A 20349-nucleotide genomic window follows, 5' to 3' on the forward strand; every position below is an offset into this window, starting at 1 on the left:
ACGGCTCTCCAACATATTGATACTTAAACTCCTCTTGGGGTGGTGCGCCACAGGCGCACCCCCTGAACGGTTACGAAAAATCTTTGATTAAACCGCAGCCAACTCAGGAGTCGGACGCTTGCTGTGGCGGATACCCTCGATCGCGGCTGCGTAATCATTCGCCTTAAACACAGCAGAACCAGCGACGATCGCATTTGCGCCGGCTTCCAGAACCTGCCAAGTATTGTTCCCCTTCAAACCGCCATCTACCTCAATCCAAGGATCGAGGCCCTTGTCGTCGCACATTTTACGCAACTGGCGAATTTTCGGCAAAACAGCCGGGATAAAACTTTGACCACCAAAGCCCGGATTGACGCTCATAATCAGCACCAAATCGCAAAGTTCCAGCACGTACTCGATCAACTCCAGCGGCGTCGAAGGATTCAGAACCACACCAGCCATTTTGCCCAATTCCCGAATTTGGCCGAGGGTGCGGTGCAAGTGAGGCGAAGCATTGTGTTCCGCGTGAACCGAAATAATGTCAGCACCAGCCTTAGCGAAGTCCTCGACGTACTTCTCCGGCTCCACAATCATCAAGTGGACATCGATCACCTTGGTAGTAACGGGGCGAATTGCCTCAACAATCAGCGGCCCGATAGTAATATTAGGAACAAAGCGACCGTCCATCACATCTACGTGAATCCAGTCAGCCCCAGCTCGATCGACAGCCTGAATCTCTTCTCCAAGACGGCTAAAATCGGCTGATAATATGGATGGAGCAATAACGATGGGTTTTTGGGATTGGGTCATGGCTAAGTCTGTTCTCCTGTCTGCTGTGCTGTATCCAGTTTATCAAAATACGGGTCTCCGGGTCGAAAAGTTGCCAACGATCAGTCGCGAGATTGGGAGGGCAGAAAAATTTTGCCTCTGACAGACAAGTTGGGCGATCGCGCACCACCCCAGCTCTGGGAATTTTGGTTTAGGATATAAATTTTCCCTCTAACAAATAACTTGTGTGCAAAATCTGACCTTCTGCAAATTTTGAGTACCGAATTATGAAAAGAACAGATCCCTTAGAAAATCCTGAACTCGATCGTGCCAGTCTGTTTGTATTAATGATCCCCGTCATCGGCTTTTTCCCCGCCCTGTGGACTCTTTACCGCCGTCAGGGTAGTCCCGAACGCAAAGCCATCAGCCGATTGGCAATTGCCCTTGCTTTTAGTTGGCTCTTAGGACATATTCTTTTAGAAGCTGGAGCGATTTCTGCGGAATCTCCGACACTTCCCATGTTATTAATGAGTAGCCTGCTAACCACCAGCTATTTCATCGTTGCTCTGGGACTGATGGTTCGCCTCTGGAAGCGTCAACCACTATGGTTGCCCGGAATTAGTCGCTTAGCCGAGCAAGTAGTAGGCAAACATTTATCATAATTTAGGGTTCTTTTAAGCCCCTACCCTATTGATTGAGTGCGTCTTCAGCTTGATACTACATATTGCCATTATCTTTTTTATTTTTGTTGTGTGTGAGGAAGCCAGTGCCAGCTCAAAAAATTCCTAATCAAGACCCTATCCAACAATCCACTGCTCAACCTGCAACCAAAAAAGCTTCCCAGCCCCATCGAGGTCGCTGGCTGGGTTTTGGTTTTGGTTTGGCTGGAGTAGCAATGCTCTCAGCCACAGCCGGAGCATTGCTAGCCGTCTCCCTTTCTACAACGCCGCTTCAGCAACAAAAGTTGAGCCCTGAAGAAGCAGCAGTATTTTCTCAAGGCGACATGGCAAAGCTCAACATGAAGATGCCGGAGCTGACTCGCCCAGTTAATATTTTAGTTTTAGGACTTAAAGTTCTGACCTCTGACATCGAAGGAGGTGTCAACAAAGATGTCGGATACGAGGTTTGGGAAAACTCATTTAAGGGCTTAACCGATACCATGCTGTTGGTTAGGTTTGACCCTCAAAATAAAAAGTTAAGCGTGCTTTCCATTCCGCGAGACACCCGCACCTATGTTGAAGGCAGGGGGGTCGTGAAAATCAACGAAGCTAATTACTACGGTGGCCCGGCTTCGTCAGCGAAGTCAGTCAGCGGACTCCTTGGCGGTGTGGGAATTGACCGCTACGTCACAGTTAATATTCATGGCATAAAAAGTTTGGTCGATGCCCTGGGTGGCATTACTATTAATGTCCCTAAAGACATGAAGTATACCGATAACAGCCAGCATTTATATATAGATTTAAAGGCTGGTAAGCAAAAACTCAACGGCGAACAAATCGTGCAATATTTGCTTTATCGGCACGACGATTTGGGCGACATCGGGCGGGTGCAGCGCCAGCAATTGTTGATGCGGGCTTTTGTGGAACAGGAAGTAAATGTAGGTTTGCTGTCTCGACTACCGAAGATTTTGTCGGTGGTTCAGTCTCACCTTGACACGAATTTGAGTATAGAAGAATTGGTAGCTTTGGCTGGTTTTGCTACTCAAACCGATCGCACTGGCGTGCAGATGTTGATGGTTCCCGGCAAATTTAGCGATTCTAAGGACTACAAGGCAAGTTTTTGGTTGCCCGACCAATATGCCATCGAAACTATGGTGGCGGAACATTTTGACTTCGGCCAAAATACTTGGACAATTGAGAATGCTGATTCGACTTTTCTGAATGTGGCGATTCAAGATAGTACCGGAGATCCATCGGCTGTTGAAGATTTTGTCAATAATTTGACTCAAGCCGGTTATCGGAATGTTCAGGTTTATAAAGCTTGGCCGGAACCGCTGGAAGTAACTACTCTAGTAGCTCAACAGGGCGATATTAAAGGTGCTCAAGCGATTCGCCAGTTTTTGGGTTTTGGAGATGTGCTGGTTGAGAGTACCGGTTCTTTGCAGTCCGACGTGACAATTAGATTGGGTAAGGATTGGTTGGAGAAAAAGGCTCACTCCGGCAGTGCAGCTAAGTCTTTTTAAACTGGGCTTTAACCGCAGTATTTGTAGGGACACAGCAATGCTGTGTCCTCTTATTTTCTGTTGGTATGAGAGGGAAGCGATCGCTTTTTGTCGATTTACTGTACTATATTTTTTGGTGATAATGAATCACGATCGCCATAGCGATACTTCCCTCGGCAATCTCAACTGAAACAATAATCAACGAGGGAAAGCTTAAAATATTTTATAAAGGTAGGGTTGATGAACAAGGGTGCTAAAATAGACCGGCAGCGGGAACATCAGGCAAATGAACGCACCTTTCTGGCATGGTTACGAACTTCACTCGCTTTAATTGGTTTTGGGTTTGCAATCAGTCGGTTCAGTTTATTTCTCCGTCAATTTCAAGCTACAGTGACTCAGCAAGAAGTTTCCTCCCCTCCCTTCTTCAACTCAGAAACTTTAGGGCTGAGTCTGGTCGTTTTTGGAATTGCGGTCATTGCCTTGGCCGCATGGCGTTATAATCGAGTTTTCTGGCAAATTGAGCGAGGTGATTATCGCCCAAATCGTGTGCTAGTTTGGATTCTGACTGGAGTTGTAATGATTTTAGGAACGTTAAGCATTCCGTTGTTGCTATGGCGAGAGCGCGGAAATATAGCTCCCACTTCAACTCCTAAAAACTCTCAATTCTAAGTTAACCCGATCGCTTAGCTAAAGTGGAAATAACTGCAACCATATCATTAAGATTTTGTGCATCTAGATTGTCTATGGTGTTCGAGAGATGGGGAGAGAGTTTGATGGGGAGAGAATTTGACGATTTTCGATCGGGTCATCGAAATATACAATTTAAATACTGTACAACTTACAAGCGGAAGCAAGTGAAATGAAGTAATTAGCTGTCTGTTTATGGACGAACAGCGATTTATACATTACAACGAGCCTTTATTGAGGAATATTCGCCAAGAGGGAATGTCATTTCTTAATAAGCCTTTGACGGGCGGGCAGGATGCCCACCCCACAAAAAAACTTACTCTTTGTGGAACAGGCATCTTGGCGGTTCTGGAGAATACTAAAAGATTGCAATTGCGAGCATTTTCATCTCCTTTAACTTAGTCTACCACCGCCCTCAAACAGAATAGTTAAATCCCCGACTTCTTCAAGAAGCCGGGGATCTAAAACAAGAAAACAGCCCCTACAGATTAATGACTACCCGCTCCAGCCGCCCGTTTAAACGCCTCATCCAACACTTCCGAAAGCGTCGGGTGCGTGTGCACTCGGAATGCCAAAGTGTTAACAGAATCGCGCTGGGCGATCGCATTTGCCGCCTCCTGAATCAAATCCGAAGCGTGCAAACCGAAAATGTGAACTCCCAACAACTCCCCAGTATCTTTCCGGTAAATCACCTTAGCCATACCGTCGGTTTCACCCTCCGCAATAGCCTTAGAATTTCCCTTAAAATAACTCTTGACAGAACCGACCTCAAACCCTTCAGTTTTTCCTAACTCCTTCGCCGCAGGTTCAGTCATCCCCACATAGCTAATTTCCGGGTGAGTAAACGCCGCCGCCGGGATACTCAAATAGTCAACTTCGCGCGCACGGCCACAAATATTTTCCACTGCGGCAATTCCCTGAGCAGACGCAGAATGCGCTAACATCATCTTGCCATTAACATCGCCGATCGCCCACAAATTTTGCACCGGTTCTCCCGCCGCCAAAACCTGCATCTTATCGTTAACTGGGATATAACCGCGCATCGTTTCCACGCCAACAGTTTCTAACCCCAAATTCTTGCTCACCGGCACCCGACCAGTTGCTACCAAACAAGCGTCAACTTCCAAAACTTCGACAACTTCCTTAGTTTTGAAATCAGCTAATTCAATAATTACCGGCGAACCAGGAATAATCTTCTTGGCCAAAACACCTACTTTTGTTTCAATATCGCGGGGTGCAATTAACACTCGTTCTGCTAATTTAGCAATATCCGGGTCAAAAGTCGGCATCAATTGGTCTAGAGCTTCAATCATCGTAATTTCGCAGCCCAGGGCTGTGTAAATATCCGAAAACTCCAAACCGATATAGCCACTGCCAATAATTGCGATCCACTTCGGCAGCGATTCCAACCTGACAGCATCATCGCTGGTAAATACAGTTTTGCCGTCAATTTCTATCCCAGGGGGGACGAAGGGAACCGAACCGGGAGCGAGAATAATATCCTTGGCGGTAATAGTTTTCTCGCCTTTATCGGTTTCGACGGTAATTTTTTGAGCACTGGCAATTTTGCCCCAACCTTGGATGACATCGACGTTCAAACGTTTGAGGCTGTTAGTCAAGTCGCCGCGAAGTTTGCTAACAATAGTATTAGCGTGATTGGCGATCGCCCCGCGATCGAAATCCACACTGCCCAATTGAATACCCAAAGTCTTTAGGTGGTGGGCATTCCGCAAATCTCGCACTCGCCCGGAAGCCGCCAACAGCGCCTTCGAGGGAATGCAGCCGCGGTTGACGCAAGTCCCGCCCATGTCGCCCGCTTCGATAATTGCCACTTTCAGCCCGCAGCTAACCGCGTGTATCGCCGCGCCGTGTCCGCCCACGCCAGCGCCGATAATTGCTAAATCGTAATCAAATCCCTGAGTCACCTTAAAATCTCCTAATGCCTTTGAAATCTTAGGACTCAAGCAAAAAACACCGTCTCTGGGTCCTTTCCGGGTGGCGCGTTGCCATCGCAACCCTTGAACAGCGGTAATAGTTGCATAAGTCCTGTCTCCTTATTCTCGACTAGACTAGGGTTAATTAGACAACGAAAGAGCCGTAACTGAGATTTTTTCAGGGTCAATGATTTTGAGCTGGGTCTGCACCAAGTCTCAAATCACTCAGTAGGCGGGTGTAGAGTTAAATATAGTTTGAAGGCTGACAATGCCCGCTACAGGTTTTATAAGGGGCAGCAAGTTCAGCAGCAGGCATTCCACCGTCCGGTTAAATTGTGTCCGCTTGCTTGTTTTAGTCGGGTTTTCATGTCTGCACGCCTTGGGGGCGGGCAGAGTTTGCTGGCAACTTTTAGAGTCTATGGAGTGGCTTATGACGGATGACGACGACCAGAAAGATTTACGCCGGGCCTCGGCTCAATCATTTTTTGAGTCCCTGGATGAATTGTTCGATTCTATAGAATCGAACAGCACTCAAGCTGCACAACCGAAATCTCCACCGCCTCCGGCTAAGTCTTCGAGTCAGTCTTCGAGTTTGCCGAAGAAGACTAGACCTGCGAAAATTAATTTGTCGGATTTTGAAGATGCGATCGCCGATTTGGAACAGTTTATCCAGAGCAAACACCAGAAACGCCCGGAATCGAATCAATAGTGCGATGATACATTTTCAAGTAATGACTGTTGACTGTTGACTGTTGACAAGTGAAAAATTTTAGATTAATGTTTACGCTCCCCGATGAATCTGTGGAGTCAATTTTTAATGTGAAATTCGGTAGCATAGGAATTATTCATCTCTCTGTTCTCTGACTCTGTGTCCTCTGCGGTTTAATCAGACCAAAGCAACCAGAATTGATATCAATCTAAAATCTAAAATCTAAAATCTAATAGCATAGAAATGATTCATCTCTCTGTTCTCTGACTCTGTGATCTCTGTGTCCTCTGCGGTTTAATCATTCCAAAGCAACCAGAATTTGTATCAATTCCAAATCTAAAATCGACGGGCTGTTAACGGTGCTTTCGGCTTAACCTGCTTAGGTTGCACCTACAAAACATTCACATTTGCTGGAGGATTGGTTTACAAGAATCAAGCCACATAAATTAGCTCAATTTACTATTAATAGCCTTATTTTTAGGTTTTGAGTGCTGCGGTAATTGCCTCGATCGCACTTCGATCGCCCGATCGCCGATCGCACTCACAGGCAACTCCCATTCATCAATATCAATATCATTGCGGAACTTCACCGGAATATCAGCACCGTTAATAATCGCTCCCAACAGTCGCGGCCCGGATTTATGCGAATCCTCATCCTCAGATTCCAGCAACTGATCAGCAGCCTCAGACAACATACTAGACAAAGTGTAACCAGGCCGCGCCACCAAAATCATACCGTCCGTGTACGGTTCCAGCGTCAGCGCGTCGTTGCACTCGCTCAATGCCGGAGAATCCACAACCACAAAATCAAAGCGGTTGCGAACATCCTCAAACAATCTCCGCATTTCGCTTGATTCTAGTACGGCGGAGGCCTGTCGCAAAAAGCCGGGACTCGGCACAACGTATAGGTTCTCTACCTCTGGAACCAAAAGGACGCACTCGCTAATATTGCCGTAATAGTGCAAAGGTTCCACAGTCGCCAAAGGATCAGCAGCAATTTTCAAAGATTCAACGTTAGAAGGCGATCGCAAATCTGCTTCAATTAGCAAAGTCCGTTTACCCGATCGAGCCGATGCAATTGCCAAATTGTAAGCACTAAAACTTTTCCCCTCCAAAGGCGCCGCCGAAGTCAGCAACACCACCTTTACCGGTTTGTTCCCGATCCGGCGCAAATTAGTACGCAACCGCTCGTAAAATTCCAAATAGGGAGAATTTACCTCCAGGGCCAGAGGCATTTCATCGCCGTAGGAATCAAACACCGTCACTTCAGGCAAAACTGCCAGTATCGGCACCTCTTTTTCCACCAAAGCCGCCCGCACTTCTTCCCAACTGTAAAACTTGCCGTTGAGCATCCCCAACAAAAATATCAACCCCCCGCCCAGCAGCAATCCCACAAATCCGCCCACCGCCAGCATCACGGGCAAACCTCTCTTGTTGGACTCAACGTCATCAGTTTGCGGCCATTGGGCGATTCTCAAACTCCCCGTTGTCTCAGCTACCGCCGCCTCAGCATCTACCAAAGCCGACAGCATCTTGTCGTAGAGAGCTTTTTTGAAAGCCACTTGCTGGGCCAAACGGGCTTGTTCTAACTGCTTGTTGGGGATTGTCGCGTGTTCCCGACGCAATTCTTTTTCAGTTTTCTCTATTCCTTGGAGTTGCTGTTGCACCGTATCCCGCTGCGTTTGTAAAGCAATCAAAGTTTGAGCTAACTGCTGTCTGGCCGGATCTAAAGAAGAGTCTACCCGAATTCGATCGGCACTTCTGAGCGGAGCCGCCACCCCGTTACCGCCGAGTACCTCAGACTGGCGCTGCTGCAACTGCTGCTCAAAAGCAAGTTTTTGTTTAAGCAATTCTACAATTTTCGGGTGTTCCTCCTGCAAGTCGCTGCGGAGAATTTTGAGCTGAGATTCGATCGAAAACAATTGCACTCGCAGTTGGGCAATAATTGGATCGGCAGAGAGTGCTTGAGCGACGTAAGCTTGCTCCACATTCAATCCCAAGCGATCCTGCAAACTGTTAATTTGAGCTTCAATTCCTCCCAACTGCACGCGGAGTTGCCGCTGCTGCTGTTGGATGCTGGTAATCGCTTGCGGCAAAGCACCGCTCTGAGCTGCTAAAATTGAAGTTCCTTCTCGTTTTTCGTAGGCTTCAAGTTTTGCTTCCGTCTCTCTGAGTTCCTGAGTTACTTTCGGCAAACGCTGGTTGATTTGGGTGATCGTTTCTCGCAGTCTAGAAGTATTAATATTTTTGCTGTGTTCCACCATTTCGTTCATCAGCGTCTTTACTACCGCTTCTGCTTGTTTACGATCGGCATTTTTGTACAATATTTGAATCAAAGCGCTGGGGTCATTATTCTTACTGGGCATCTTTATTTGCACATCTTTTCCCAGCTTGTCAGCCAAAGCTTGTACTTTTTCCGCTTCTTCTTTGTTTAATTTCCCTTCGGGTTTGATGAGTTTTTTTGCTGCTGGTTCAACCACCCTTGTATCCAGCAGCATATCTTTAGTTATTTCTTGTCCTTCCTGTTGAATTTTAGTAGTAGTCGATGAAAAAATCACGCTCGGTCTGTCGTAAGCCAGCGTACCTATGGCAACGTAAACTGGCGCCGCCTTTGGCTGCATGGCCACTACTCCCGACACGCCCACAGTCACCGCGAGAGTAGCCAGTCCCACCCACTTGTATTGGTCAAAAGCAATTAAATAACGTTTAACAACGGATAAAGTCATGACGATTTTAGATTTTAGATTTTAGATTGCTAATTCTTAACGATAACTAATGACTGCTGACTAATTCTACAAATCCCCCAAAAACCTTAGAACTTTCGGTCTGTGATTAAAACCCATATCGCCTAAGTCATTCCCCATCTTAAATCTAAAATCTAAAATCTAAAATGGTATGACTACCTATCATTACGTGACGGGCCGAACAAATCTGTTACTCCATTTCTCAACTGCTCAAAGAACAGAATAAATCCCAAAGTATCCCGGAATGGTCGAGTAAAAGTATTGATTACATAACCAATGCGCTCTACCAAATTCCTACCAATCACAATCACATCATTATCTTCGAGCATCGGGTTCTGAGAAACATTGCCCTCCAAAGCAGCTTTAGCATCTATCGAACGGTTGATTGCTCTACCTTGCTTTTCGTCGAACCGAATCAGGGCTATTTTCCGCAAGTCAGCAAGATTAACAGGCAAGTTGTTGAGAGCATCCAAAAACCTGCTGCCATTTTCTATGTAGAACGAGGTCAAACCACCACTAGCGTAACTCAAAACTCGAACGTAGATCCTGGGCTTAATCAAAGTAGACCGCGAAACCAGAGCTTTGTCGTAGTCTAGGTTTTTGGTACTAGCGTCCAATTCCGGGATGACAATCACATCTCCCGATGCCAAAGGAAAATCGAACAAATCGTTACCGTTTGCTAGGGGAGTGTAGAGGTCGATTGGTTCCTCCACCGAGGAGCCGTTCATCAGCGTCCGCCGCACTCGCACCTCCCGCAAATCGGCTTTTCCTGTGACTCCCCCCGCAATCACCAAAGCAGCCGAAATTCGACCCGAACCCGCCGGAAGCGTGTAAAAACCAGGTTTGCTGACTTCTCCGGTGACAGTGATTTGGACGGGGACAGCAGCAGCAGCGAGGCTGTACCTGGATGCTAAATCTTGATCGGATTTGCGATCGGGCGTAACCTGTTTATACGGTACGACGATCGCATCTCCATCTTCCAAACGCAAATCCGGTGGAGCAATACCAGTTTGCAACGGTGTCAAAATATCAACAACTTGCTCCGCCACAGCACCTCCCGGCAGAGTCCGCCGCACCCGCACCGCCCGCAGTTCCGCCGTAGGATTAGTCCCAGCAGCAGCCGCCAAAGCAGCAGGAAGCTGGGGGGTTTGCAGCGGATAAAAACCCGGTCTAGCAACTTCCCCCGTCACCGTCACCACTACGGGGCGCTGAACCAGCAAAGCAGCCGAGACTTGAGGATTTTTGATAAATTGGCCAAAGCGCTCCCGGAGGCGCTGCTGTGATTCTTCGACAGTAAGACCACGCACATTTACTGTTCCGATTAGCGGCAGTACAATTACGCCTTCAGGGCTGATTGGACCCGTAAAACCTAGCTCTGGGAAGCGTTGAACTTGAACAGAAATCTGGTCTCCCGGCCCGAGGCGGTAGGGCCGATTCCGAAAAGCTGGGTTAATATCCCGGTTGAAATTGGCAGGGGGCGGTGGCGGTAAACGCAATGGCGGTGGCGCCACGAGGCGCTCGGAACCAGGAACAACAGATTGAGCTAAAGCCGTTTCCGAAAAATTTTTGCTATTAAAACCCCAGAATACAGCAGCAAAAGATAGAGTCCAAGCAGTTGAATGCAGGCCTGCCAAGTAAAAAGCGAGGCGATTTTTAATTGTGGATTTTCCCCGCATTTTGAGAGGATTTAAAAAAGTATTATTTTGAATAATGACCTGAGTTGTAAGTTTCATCTAAAATATAGCGACGAGAAAAAACAATAAGATATTTTAGGGGCGAGTTGAATCCTGATATTTACTAGGAAGCAGTTGATTTTGGCAAAATCGGCCCACGCCCTAGGCTGATTTATTTGCACCTACCTGCTTACTCCGACCGAAAAGTTTCTGTCATTAATTTAGCCTGGACACTTTCGGCAAGAGATTCCACCAATGGTTGAGCTATCTTAATGTCGCTTTGCGGTTGAATGGGGAGGATGATACTGACAGCAACCCAAGAGGCGCGGCGGTTCGAGAGTCTAGCAATGCTGTCTTCCCAAAACCAGCGACTGGTTGCTGGTGAACCCCCGTTAGGCCAAGCGTACCATTGCACGACAGCAAAAGTTTGTTGGCGAGTCCAGCTTCGGAAAAACCTCGCCTCGACATTAGGCGGTGGCTGGCCGGGTATTGGTGCTAATTTAACTGTAAACCTCAAAGTGCGATGAGAATCGGTTTGCCACCGGTGAAATCCATCGATATCTAGCCATTCGACTTGGGGCTGGTTTTTGGGGTAATTTTGAGGTAACAGCAATAAAATGGCAATTGTTTTATCTTTTTTAATTTCTTGAACTAACCATCTGTGAGCGCCAATTTGGACGTTATTCTGAACGGCTATAACCTGCCACCCAGGAATTTTTAGCCCGTTTTGGCGCACACTTCTTAATTGCTTGAGGTTGGCAAGGGTTGGCGGGTTTGTCCAAGGCCACCTTCCCGTCGCGTAGCCGGGAATTGCTACTGCTCCAACTAATACCAGCAAAAACACCAGTACCATAATTTTAGATAATTGATACCGCTGCATTAGTTTCTGTGCTGAAATCATCTGTTTCATTAATTGCCAGACTGACTTGGGAAATACTTTTCCATCCCGTTGAGGAGAAGTACCAATAACCCTAGTATACAAGCAGAATATAAATCTCCGCCCCATCCGGCGTGTAGCCAATTAAAAAGCGCCTCTCTGCCGGTTCCGTGAAAGTAAGTTAGCAAAGTATTGCGAAAAATGTTGGAAGTGATGCTAATAATGGATGTAATCACTAAAAACAAAAGACTTTTTTTGCGAGAGTTCCAAACTCCCGTCCAATCCAGCAGAATTAAGCTGACGTAAAGACTGGTAAACAGCATTTTTAAGCCTGCACAGTGGGGAGCAACTTCTACAATGCGCTCGTTTACGTACAGATAAATTTCTTCCACTCTCACGTTGATACCAATCTTAATTAATATCCAGCCTGATGCTTCAGCAATGAATTGCTGTAAGGGCAAGGCGTAGGGTTCTATGAGGTAAGGAATGTGGTTCGGCGAGGCCAGAAATACGAACAAAAGCGGCATCACCTGCAATTTCAAGCCGGGAATTCCTTTTAAAGATAAGCAAATGCTGGCCAGCATTACGGGGAGGGATAAATTTACTAAATCGCTCAAGCGACTCAGATAAAAAAGCGTGGCTAGTACCAGCAAAAAGCCTCCCAAAGGATGCGGTGAGTTGGGCAAGCTGCGCCAGCACTTTCGGTTCATCCAAGCAATATAAGCTGCGTAGGGCAAACCAATTAGTCCGTGGCTGAAATATTCGTGTTCGATGCTGATGTTTTTGTTGAGCCAGCCGTTGTACCAGTGTACTAGCAGGGGGGCGTACAGCAGCACTAGGAGCACCGTGATACCTTCCGCCAGGAGGTATCGCTTGAAAACAATGCGAATTTTGCGCTGGATGTGCATGGTTTGAGAAGTTTTAAGATTGCCGCGCTGGATTCGCAACGCTTTGGGCTTTTGAACTGTCAGTTAAAGATTTGTTAATTCCCCACAAAAACGCTGTGAGAACCGCACCCTACTGCTTGAATCACCTGCAGCATAAGTTTTATGAACAATTAGCAATTCAATGATAGTACGATCGCCCGAACAACTTGCTCGATCTGAGTATTGCTCAATCCGGGATACATTGGCAATGATAAAATTTGTTGGCACAGGGTTTCTGCGTGGGGGAAGTCGCCCGGATTGCCTAAGTTTTGGTAGGCGGGTTGCAGGTGACAAGGTATGGGATAGTGTATGCCTGTTTGAATGCCGTGTTGGGCGAGTTTTTCCTGAAGGGTGTTGCGGTCGATCCTCTTCGAGGGCTTCGCTAACGAGCTTTCCTCAGTAATTTTGATAACATACAGGTGATAAATGTGACCGCTGCTGCTATGGTTGGCAATGGGTACAATGCCTTTGTGTTTCAATGGTTCTAGTAGAGTATTGTAGTGTTGGGCGGCGGCGGTGCGATCGCGATTCCATTTTTCTAAGTAAGGTAATTTAATATTGAGCACGGCGGCTTGCAAATTGTCGAGGCGGCTGTTGGTACCGATTTCTGTGTGCAAATATTTGGTGGGTGCTCCGTAATTGCGGAGAGTTCGCATTTTTTCTGCGAGCTCTGCATCGTTAGTAATGAACATCCCGCCGTCGCCAAAAGCACCGAGGTTTTTGCTGGGATAAAAGCTGAAGGCTGCTGCTTTCCCAATGGAGCCCGCGCGGTATCCTTCTCTGGAAGCTAGATGTGCTTGGGCCGCATCTTCAAATATGATTAAATCGTGGCGGGTCGCAAAATCTAAAAGCTGCCGAGGCGATACCATTTGACCGTAGAGGTGTACGGGGATAATTGCTTTAGTTTTCGAGGTAACTGCTCTTTCGGCTGCTGTGAGGTCAATCAGGGCGGTTTCCGGGTCGCAATCTACGAGAATAGGTATAGCTTTGGCTTGGAGGACGGCGATCGCGGTGGCAATAAAAGTGTTAGCGGGTATGATAATTTCGTCGCCCGGATTAATGCCACAAGCTTGGAGTCCCAGAGCGATCGCATCTGTTCCACAAGCCACTCCTACGCCGTATTTTACTCCAGAAGCTGCTGCAAATGCTGTTTCAAATTCGGCGACTGCTTGGCCTAAAATAAAGTCTCCTTGCTCGATAATTTTTCCAATTGTTTCTGTTATTTGAGATTGGATTGGTTGGTGTTGCAGGGAGAGGTTGACAAAGGGAATTTTTGGCAGGCGACTACTCATACATCAGAGGAATACGAATTATTTATATTAACATTTAAGTCGGAGATATTTTAAATTTTTTAACCGCAGAGGGCGCAGAGAGCGCAGAGGAAAAGAGGAAGAGAGGAGAAAGCATCGCGCACTTTTATGGAGTGGTCAATTAAATCAAGGTTTTTCTGTAATATAGAATCAGATATTTTTCCAGTAATCAAAATCATGGAATACAAAAAACTGGGCGACAGCGACTTATCAGTATCGGAAATCTGTTTGGGTACGATGACTTACGGCCAGCAGAACAGCGTTGAGGAAGCGGCCCAACAGCTCGATTTTGCGATCGATAGAGGCATCAACTTTATCGATACGGCCGAAATGTATCCTGTCCCTGGAAAGGCGGAAACTCAGGGAAAAACAGAGGAATATATCGGCGAATGGTTGGCGAAACAGCAGCGGGATAAAGTCATTATAGCGACTAAAGTGGCGGGCAGAAGCACTCGCTTAAAGTGGATTAGGGAAGGGAAAAATCAGATCGATCGCCCAAATGTCGAAAAAGCCCTGAATGACAGTCTGAAGCGCTTGCAAACTGACTACATTGACCTCTATCAGATCCACTGGCCCGATCGCTACGTGCCGCTATTTGGCGCGCCGGATTACGACATCGCCCAAGAGCACGAAACTGTACCGATTTTGGAACAGTTAGAGGTATTTGCTGATTTAATTAAAGCTGGGAAAATCCGCTATTTAGGTTTGAGTAACGAGACGCCTTGGGGAGTTTGCGAGTTCTGTACTTTGGCTGAAAAACACGGTTTGCCGAAAGTTGTTTCGATTCAGAATGCTTTCAGTTTGAGCAATCGGACATTTCACCTAAATTTAGCAGAAACTTGCCGTTTTAAGAATGTGGGATTGATGGCTTATAGTCCTTTGGGATTTGGGCTGTTAACGGGTAAATACTTGAATGGAATTCCCGAAAATTCTAGGTTGGCTTTATTCGCTGGATTTGGTCAGCGTTACGATAAAACTAATCTGAATGATGCGGTGAAAGCGTATGTTGAGATTGCGGGGAAACATGGGATAAGTCCGGCGCAGATGGCTTTGGCGTATGTGCGATCGCGCTGGTTTGTAACTAGCACAATTATCGGTGCAACAAGTCTCGAACAGTTGGAGGAAAATATCGGTAGTTTGGAGGTGAATTTGGATCGGGAGATTATAGCGGAAATCGATGCGGTGCACGCTAAGTATCCGAATCCGACACCGTAAGATGTCTCGGCGGTTGAAACCGCTTCTATACACACAAAGTCCGCCTGCGCGGACTAAGAGATAGAGGGTAAATTTAACCCGGATTTGATATTAGTAGGTTGGGTTGAGGTAACGAACCCTAGGTTTCACTTCGCCCAACTTATCACTGGCTAGGAAAAGCATTTTTAATTCGATCGCACTCAAGTATTAGATGCACTCAGAGGTTTTCTTGAGGAAGTGATGCAGCTAGCTGTAGATAAGGGTTACATCACGCTGGAAGAGAAGGAGGAGTTTATTAGTCCGGCTTTTGCTAGCAGTACCGATGCTGCGGTATTGAGCAAGTAGTTGGTTTGGGTGGTGTTTTGGGCGATCGACCTTTTTTAATATAATGACGGACGAGTTTCAATCCCTAATAAATATTTAGGTTAATCGCATTTTTTAAAGTTCCGTCCCCCATCTTGCTAAATGTATCGGTTTGTAAGGATTCAGGTATCTGAAACGTAGTCACAGAAAGACTTGTAGAATTAAAGCCTTCGCTAAATCAACAGCTTCATTCTCAATAGGTACGAAAATAAAAGCTTTCATGGTTTCTTAATAAGAATGGATATTTGATGATTATTCAATCAAATGGTTACACCGTATAGGTTTTACTGCTTTTCACATGACCTGAATCCTTACATCGGTTTCAATCCCTAATAGAGATTTAGGTTAATTGCCACTCAAAAACGAAACCGGTTGCGCTTTTGACAGAGAATAAAGCTGTTTCAATCCCTAATCGCGATTTAGGTTAATTGTGGCTATGCAGGATTTAACGCTAAATACCCGCTTTGCGGTTTCAATTCTTAATTCAGTTAATTAATACCTCCGATTCAATTAGTATCTCATTTCCTATCCGGTTTCATTTTTATCTATCGCGTTTTGCTTTCTGGATAACACAGGATAAAGAAAAAAAAAAGGGATAATATCCCAAAATTTTAATTGACTACTAGCCAGCTAATGTGCTAATAATAAATAAAGAACGTCCTTACTACTTGGAGGTGTTAGGGACGCTCTATTCAAACCACGAATTCTAGAACGGTAGCATTGAACTGCATTAAGCCGTTCTCAGGATTCTGGATGTTATTTAATTTATGTAAAACAATGATACCACAAAATCACGCGCGATCGCTACTCGAAAAGCTGCTCGCTCATCCTCATGGTTTGGAGATAGCCCGTATGGTTTATGGGTCGCACCCAAACAGTCAAGAGCTTACATCATCGGACATTCAGCGCGATCTGCAAAAACTCAAAGACAGAGTGACTACCTTAGAACGCTTACACTCTGAGGATGAGGATCGGAAAGATAAAAACCGTGGATGGGAGTATGAGTCAGATTCCTGGGATAACAATGGTTTATCAAAAGCCGACTCCTTGGAACGCGAATATTCACCCGAAAGACTAGGAATCTGATAGAAACTACGATCGCCCTTCCCATCCAAAAAATAGGACAATGGTAAAGGGCGATCGCACTTCACCCTAAAATCTTTCTCAACTAAACCCATGAGTACAATTCGCTTACAACTAGCCGAATACTTGAAATGTCGAGGTTTCACCCCCGAAAACTTAGTCGAAGCTGTCGGCGAAACACTCAATCCTGAAACCGTATACCAACTGATCGAAAAAGCAGAAAACCTCAGCCATCTAGACTTATCCGTCCTAGCCGCCATTATAGATGGCTTGAGCAAACTCAATGGTTTTCCAGTTGGCATCGCAGAAGTGCTAATATTTTTTCCTGACATTTCCGAGGAAGCATTGGCAAAATCGCCTTGGCGTCAACTTTACCTCGTCGATAATGAAATTCCTCCCTATGATTGGGGAGATGTAGACCCCCTCGAAGGCACAAAGCCTGTGCGTTTTATTCCGGGAGTTGGAATGGTAATTCTCGACAATGAAATTGAAACGAGTAGTAAAGAACATATCCAGCCATTTACTAGAATTACCTGCGATTCAGAATTCATGGAGGGAAAACCTTGCATTCGCCACTTACCCATAACTGTTGAAACTATCATTTCAATGATGGCGTCTCACTATTCCACAGCAGAAATACGCCAAACTTATCCAGAACTTGAAGAAGCAGACTTTAAAGAAGTTATCGCCTATGCTAAATGGCGGATTCAAGAAACAAACCCGATCGACATTGGCAATAAAAAGGTAGAGAAAATTTGTGAGTCAGCTACCTAATTTTTTGCAGGTGAGGGCTGTAGTGCTAGTTAACTTCCCGGCTCAAATTCCCCCCGGTCGCGAACAGGAAAACACTCGACCTGCGGTAATTGTAGCTTTGCCAAATGTCACAGGAATAACGCGGTTTTCCTTGGTAATAGTCGTTCCCTTGACGACACAACAAGGAGATTGGGCGACACGAAACTCAACGCTATATCCGCAGCTTCAGGCGGGAATGGGAAACCTACGCTATGACTCTACTGTGTTGCTGGATCAAATACGTGCTGTGGACATAAAGCGTGTTTTGGGCTACCGAGGAGATTTAACCGCAGAAGAGTATCAGCCGATCGCCAATGGACTAAAAGCCATGTTAGGCTTTTAAATTCTCCCTTCATCAGCGTTTATCAGCGTGCATCTGCGGTTAAAAACTCCCCTCAATTCCCTAACAACAAGCTTAATGTCCCAATAGCTTATCCCGCAAATGCTTAATCCGATCGCGCAATTTACCCGCCTCCTCAAACTCCAACTTCTTAGCCGCCGCCTTCATCTGCGCTTCCAACCGCCCGATTAACTGAGGAATCTCATCCAAAGATAACTCGTCCACCTGTTCGTAAACCTCCTCCAACTGCTGAGAATTCAGCTTGCGCGACACATCCAAAAATGCCAAAATCGCATTACTCGATCGCTTTTTCGCGATCGGCTGTGGCGTAATCCCGTGCATCTTATTGTACGCTACCTGAATCCCCCGGCGTCGATCCGTTTCGTCGATCGCCTTAACCATACTATCCGTCAAATTATCCGCGTACAAAATAGCCTGTCCCTGAACGTGCCGCGCCGCCCTTCCAATCGTTTGAATCAACGAACGTCCCGAACGCAAAAACCCCTCTTTATCCGCATCCAAAATTACCACCAGCGAAACTTCCGGCAAATCCAAACCTTCCCGCAGCAAGTTAACACCAATCAATACATCAAACTTACCATCCTGCAAATCTTGGATAATTTCGATGCGTTGAATCGACTGAATTTCCGAGTGCAAATACCGCACTCTAATTCCCCTTTCCTGCAAATATTCGGTTAAATCTTCCGCCATCCGCTTCGTTAAAGTCGTCACCAAAACTCGCTCATCCCGACTTACTCTCTCCTTGATTTCCCCCAACAAATCATCAATTTGTCCTTCCGTCGGGCGCACAAAAATAGTCGGATCTATTACTCCGGTAGGGCGAATTACTTGCTCTGCAACTCTGCCTTCCGAGATTTCCATTTCCCAATCCCCAGGCGTAGCAGAAACAAAGATGCACTGATTCTCTTTTGCCCAGAATTCCTCTGCTTTTAAAGGGCGGTTATCTGCCGCGCTGGGCAAGCGAAAACCATGTTCAATCAATACTCTTTTCCGCGCTTGGTCGCCGTTGTACATCCCCCTAATTTGCGGCACTGTGACGTGAGATTCATCTATCACCAACATCCAATCTTTGGGGAAATAATCTATCAAACATTCTGGCGGTTCCCCCGCATTTCTCCCTGCTAAATGTCGCGAATAATTTTCGACTCCGTTGCAGTAACCTACCTCGCGCAGCATTTCTAAATCGTAGCGCGTGCGCTGTTCCAACCGCTGAGCTTCTAATAGTTTACCCTGTTTTTCAAATTCTACCAGTCGGTCTTCTAATTCGAGTTCTATCCCTTGGCAAGCTGCCTCTAATTTATCTTCTGCCGTAACAAAGTGGCGCGCTGGATAAATATTTAAAGCGGTTGTACTTTGGATAATTTTACCAGTTACGGGGTCAACGTAGCGGATGGCATCGATTTCGTCACCGAAGAATTCAACGCGAATAATTCTATCTTCGTAAGCGGGGCCAATTTCCAAAACATCGCCTTTGACGCGAAATTTGCCTCGGCCTAAATCTATATCGTTGCGGCTGTATTGGACGTTAACTAAATCACGCAAAACTTGCCGCTGGTTTACTTCCATTCCTACTCGCAAAGGAATAGCCGCTTTCAGGTATTCTGCGGGCATTCCCAAACCGTAGATGCAGCTAATTGAAGCAACTACAATTACGTCGCGGCGTTCAAAGAGCGATCGCGTGGCTGAGTGCCGCAACATATCGATCTCGTCGTTAATTGCTGCCGTCTTCTCAATGAAAGTATCGGTGACTGCGATGTATGCTTCAGGTTGGTAGTAGTCGTAATAACTGACAAAGTATTCGACTGCATTGTTCGGGAAAAAATTTCGCAGTTCGTTGCACAGTTGAGCTGCTAGGGTTTTGTTGTGTGCTAAGACTAAGGTGGGTCTGCCGACTTTTTCAATCACCGAGGCAATGGAGAAGGTTTTGCCCGTACCTGTGGCACCGAGTAAGGTTTGAAATCGATCGCCCGCTTCGATGCCTTTGACGAGTTGCTTAATCGCTAGCGGTTGGTCGCCTGTGGGCTGGAAGGGCGCTTGCAATTGAAAAGATGCTGCCGCAGTTACCATAGGAAAATGTAGCTATTACCCATAAATCTTAACAAAAATGCAGAGATTCTGCAATTTCGTTAAAAAAATAGTTAGACTTTGTAATATTATTTTAATCATCGGCCGAAATAGCAAGCAGAAAGCCAAGAAAAGCAGTTGTCCGCACCCAGCAATCAACGTCCAAAAATAAGCGAGGAAAAGAATTATGGATACGAGCAGTACAGGTACAAGCAAAGGCAAAGCGATCGCCCGTCGCGGTAAAGGCAGTTCCAAAAGCCAACCGACACCACCCACGGATGCCAAAGCAACAGGAATCCAACTTTATCGGCCGCAACTCATGCATGACAACCGCCCTGTCGGCCCAGACGATTTTACCATCAGCGAGACCGTCTCGATGTCGGGGAACCGCCCGATCGGCATTAGCACCCTGCACCTCAGCGAAACCTACGGCATTGTAGGCAATCGCCCGGTAGAATCCAGCGACTTTGAAGTGGTTGCTACAATCGGCAATCGCCCGATCGGCTCCAGCGCCATGCAAGTCAGTGAAATGTTCAGTATGTCCGGTGCCCGCCCTATAGCAATCAGCACTCTTCACATTGATGAAGTTTACTCGACAATGGGAGGAAATCGGCCAATTGCCTCAAACGAAATTGACGATAGCTCAACATTAATGGGCTTCTTAGATTAATTAGTCATTGGTCATTAGTTATTAGTTTTTCGCTGTTAACTAATGACTAATTAA

General features: G+C 46.2%; 17 protein-coding genes. 9 read left to right on the top strand and 8 right to left on the bottom strand.

The annotated features are described in order from the left end of the window. Positions 1-87: 87 nt before the first annotated feature. Positions 88-789, bottom strand: a complete 702-nt coding sequence (gene rpe / locus QUA90_RS26945; RefSeq protein WP_006632078.1) for a ribulose-phosphate 3-epimerase — start codon at positions 787-789, stop codon at positions 88-90. A 245-nt stretch (positions 790-1034) separates the two neighbouring features. Here rpe and QUA90_RS26950 point away from each other — a divergent pair, with 245 nt between their 5' ends. The 3 genes from QUA90_RS26950 to QUA90_RS26960 all read left to right on the top strand — a co-directional run bounded on the left by QUA90_RS26950 (position 1035) and on the right by QUA90_RS26960 (position 3577). Beyond that, entirely contained in the window at positions 1035-1409 is a 375-nt protein-coding gene (locus QUA90_RS26950; RefSeq protein WP_333214506.1) for a hypothetical protein, read from the top strand. Between the two features lie 104 nt (positions 1410-1513). Further along, entirely contained in the window at positions 1514-2929 is a 1416-nt protein-coding gene (locus tag QUA90_RS26955; protein ID WP_333329829.1) for an LCP family protein, read from the top strand. A 219-nt stretch (positions 2930-3148) separates the two neighbouring features. After that, positions 3149-3577, top strand: coding sequence for a DUF202 domain-containing protein (locus tag QUA90_RS26960; protein WP_333329835.1), 429 nt, complete (start codon positions 3149-3151; stop codon positions 3575-3577). Between the two features lie 506 nt (positions 3578-4083). Here the strand turns inward: QUA90_RS26960 and lpdA are convergent. After that, a complete protein-coding gene (lpdA, locus tag QUA90_RS26965) occupies positions 4084-5520 on the bottom strand; it encodes a dihydrolipoyl dehydrogenase (RefSeq protein ID WP_333329838.1) in 1437 nt (478 codons plus the stop codon). A gap of 439 nt (positions 5521-5959) precedes the next feature. On the opposite strand from lpdA, the gene QUA90_RS26970 reads away from it, so the two are divergent. Continuing rightward, entirely contained in the window at positions 5960-6238 is a 279-nt protein-coding gene (locus tag QUA90_RS26970; protein ID WP_333171805.1) for a hypothetical protein, read from the top strand. A gap of 446 nt (positions 6239-6684) precedes the next feature. Here QUA90_RS26970 and QUA90_RS26975 read toward each other — a convergent pair whose 3' ends face one another. The 5 genes from QUA90_RS26975 to QUA90_RS26995 form a co-directional block, all read right to left on the bottom strand. After that, positions 6685-8964 (bottom strand): lipopolysaccharide biosynthesis, encoded by a 2280-nt coding sequence (locus tag QUA90_RS26975; protein ID WP_333448407.1) that lies wholly within the window; start codon positions 8962-8964, stop codon positions 6685-6687. A gap of 173 nt (positions 8965-9137) precedes the next feature. Then, positions 9138-10715 (bottom strand): polysaccharide biosynthesis/export family protein, encoded by a 1578-nt coding sequence (locus QUA90_RS26980; protein ID WP_333448408.1) that lies wholly within the window; start codon positions 10713-10715, stop codon positions 9138-9140. A gap of 130 nt (positions 10716-10845) precedes the next feature. Next, positions 10846-11565 (bottom strand): cyanoexosortase B system-associated protein, encoded by a 720-nt coding sequence (locus QUA90_RS26985; protein ID WP_333448409.1) that lies wholly within the window; start codon positions 11563-11565, stop codon positions 10846-10848. Further along, positions 11565-12440 carry a cyanoexosortase B gene (gene crtB, locus QUA90_RS26990; protein WP_333329847.1) on the bottom strand — a complete coding sequence of 292 codons (876 nt, stop codon included), beginning with the start codon at positions 12438-12440 and terminating at the stop codon, positions 11565-11567. The genes QUA90_RS26985 and crtB overlap by 1 nt, the downstream gene beginning before the upstream one ends. Positions 12441-12589: 149 nt before the next feature. Continuing rightward, a complete protein-coding gene (locus tag QUA90_RS26995; RefSeq protein ID WP_333448410.1) occupies positions 12590-13750 on the bottom strand; it encodes a DegT/DnrJ/EryC1/StrS family aminotransferase in 1161 nt (386 codons plus the stop codon). A 195-nt stretch (positions 13751-13945) separates the two neighbouring features. Between QUA90_RS26995 and QUA90_RS27000 the strand changes: the two genes are divergently transcribed. The 4 genes from QUA90_RS27000 (at position 13946) to QUA90_RS27015 (ending at position 17543) form a co-directional block, all read left to right on the top strand. Continuing rightward, a complete protein-coding gene (locus QUA90_RS27000; RefSeq protein ID WP_333448411.1) occupies positions 13946-14983 on the top strand; it encodes an NADP(H)-dependent aldo-keto reductase in 1038 nt (345 codons plus the stop codon). A gap of 1119 nt (positions 14984-16102) precedes the next feature. Further along, positions 16103-16411 carry a hypothetical protein gene (locus tag QUA90_RS27005; protein WP_333448412.1) on the top strand — a complete coding sequence of 103 codons (309 nt, stop codon included), beginning with the start codon at positions 16103-16105 and terminating at the stop codon, positions 16409-16411. 90 nt (positions 16412-16501) lie between these two features. Then, positions 16502-17182 carry a DUF433 domain-containing protein gene (locus tag QUA90_RS27010; RefSeq protein WP_333385999.1) on the top strand — a complete coding sequence of 227 codons (681 nt, stop codon included), beginning with the start codon at positions 16502-16504 and terminating at the stop codon, positions 17180-17182. Continuing rightward, on the top strand, positions 17166-17543 hold the full coding sequence (locus QUA90_RS27015; protein WP_333386002.1) for a type II toxin-antitoxin system PemK/MazF family toxin: 378 nt from the start codon (positions 17166-17168) through the stop codon (positions 17541-17543). Before QUA90_RS27010 ends, QUA90_RS27015 begins: the two co-directional genes overlap by 17 nt. A gap of 72 nt (positions 17544-17615) precedes the next feature. On the opposite strand, the gene uvrB is transcribed toward QUA90_RS27015, so the two are convergent. Continuing rightward, the gene (gene uvrB, locus QUA90_RS27020; RefSeq protein ID WP_333386004.1) at positions 17616-19628 is read right to left on the bottom strand and encodes an excinuclease ABC subunit UvrB; all 2013 of its coding nucleotides are present in this window, start codon (positions 19626-19628) and stop codon (positions 17616-17618) included. A 184-nt stretch (positions 19629-19812) separates the two neighbouring features. Here uvrB and QUA90_RS27025 point away from each other — a divergent pair, with 184 nt between their 5' ends. Further along, positions 19813-20295 (top strand): hypothetical protein, encoded by a 483-nt coding sequence (locus tag QUA90_RS27025; RefSeq protein WP_333329871.1) that lies wholly within the window; start codon positions 19813-19815, stop codon positions 20293-20295. Positions 20296-20349 lie beyond the last annotated feature (54 nt).

The sequence above is a fragment of the Microcoleus sp. D3_18_C4 genome (assembly GCF_036702355.1).
Classification (GTDB): Bacteria; Cyanobacteriota; Cyanobacteriia; order Cyanobacteriales; family Microcoleaceae; genus Microcoleus.

Coding starts and splice junctions, on each gene's coding strand:
- rpe (WP_006632078.1), bottom strand. CDS start 789: ATGACCCAATCCCAAAAACCCATCGTTATTGCTCCATCCATATTATCA.
- QUA90_RS26950 (WP_333214506.1), top strand. CDS start 1,035: ATGAAAAGAACAGATCCCTTAGAAAATCCTGAACTCGATCGTGCCAGT.
- QUA90_RS26960 (WP_333329835.1), top strand. CDS start 3,149: ATGAACAAGGGTGCTAAAATAGACCGGCAGCGGGAACATCAGGCAAAT.
- QUA90_RS26970 (WP_333171805.1), top strand. CDS start 5,960: ATGACGGATGACGACGACCAGAAAGATTTACGCCGGGCCTCGGCTCAA.
- QUA90_RS26975 (WP_333448407.1), bottom strand. CDS start 8,964: ATGACTTTATCCGTTGTTAAACGTTATTTAATTGCTTTTGACCAATAC.
- QUA90_RS26980 (WP_333448408.1), bottom strand. CDS start 10,715: ATGAAACTTACAACTCAGGTCATTATTCAAAATAATACTTTTTTAAAT.
- QUA90_RS26985 (WP_333448409.1), bottom strand. CDS start 11,565: ATGAAACAGATGATTTCAGCACAGAAACTAATGCAGCGGTATCAATTA.
- crtB (WP_333329847.1), bottom strand. CDS start 12,440: ATGCACATCCAGCGCAAAATTCGCATTGTTTTCAAGCGATACCTCCTG.
- QUA90_RS26995 (WP_333448410.1), bottom strand. CDS start 13,750: ATGAGTAGTCGCCTGCCAAAAATTCCCTTTGTCAACCTCTCCCTGCAA.
- QUA90_RS27000 (WP_333448411.1), top strand. CDS start 13,946: ATGGAATACAAAAAACTGGGCGACAGCGACTTATCAGTATCGGAAATC.
- QUA90_RS27005 (WP_333448412.1), top strand. CDS start 16,103: ATGATACCACAAAATCACGCGCGATCGCTACTCGAAAAGCTGCTCGCT.
- QUA90_RS27010 (WP_333385999.1), top strand. CDS start 16,502: ATGAGTACAATTCGCTTACAACTAGCCGAATACTTGAAATGTCGAGGT.
- uvrB (WP_333386004.1), bottom strand. CDS start 19,628: ATGGTAACTGCGGCAGCATCTTTTCAATTGCAAGCGCCCTTCCAGCCC.
- QUA90_RS27025 (WP_333329871.1), top strand. CDS start 19,813: ATGGATACGAGCAGTACAGGTACAAGCAAAGGCAAAGCGATCGCCCGT.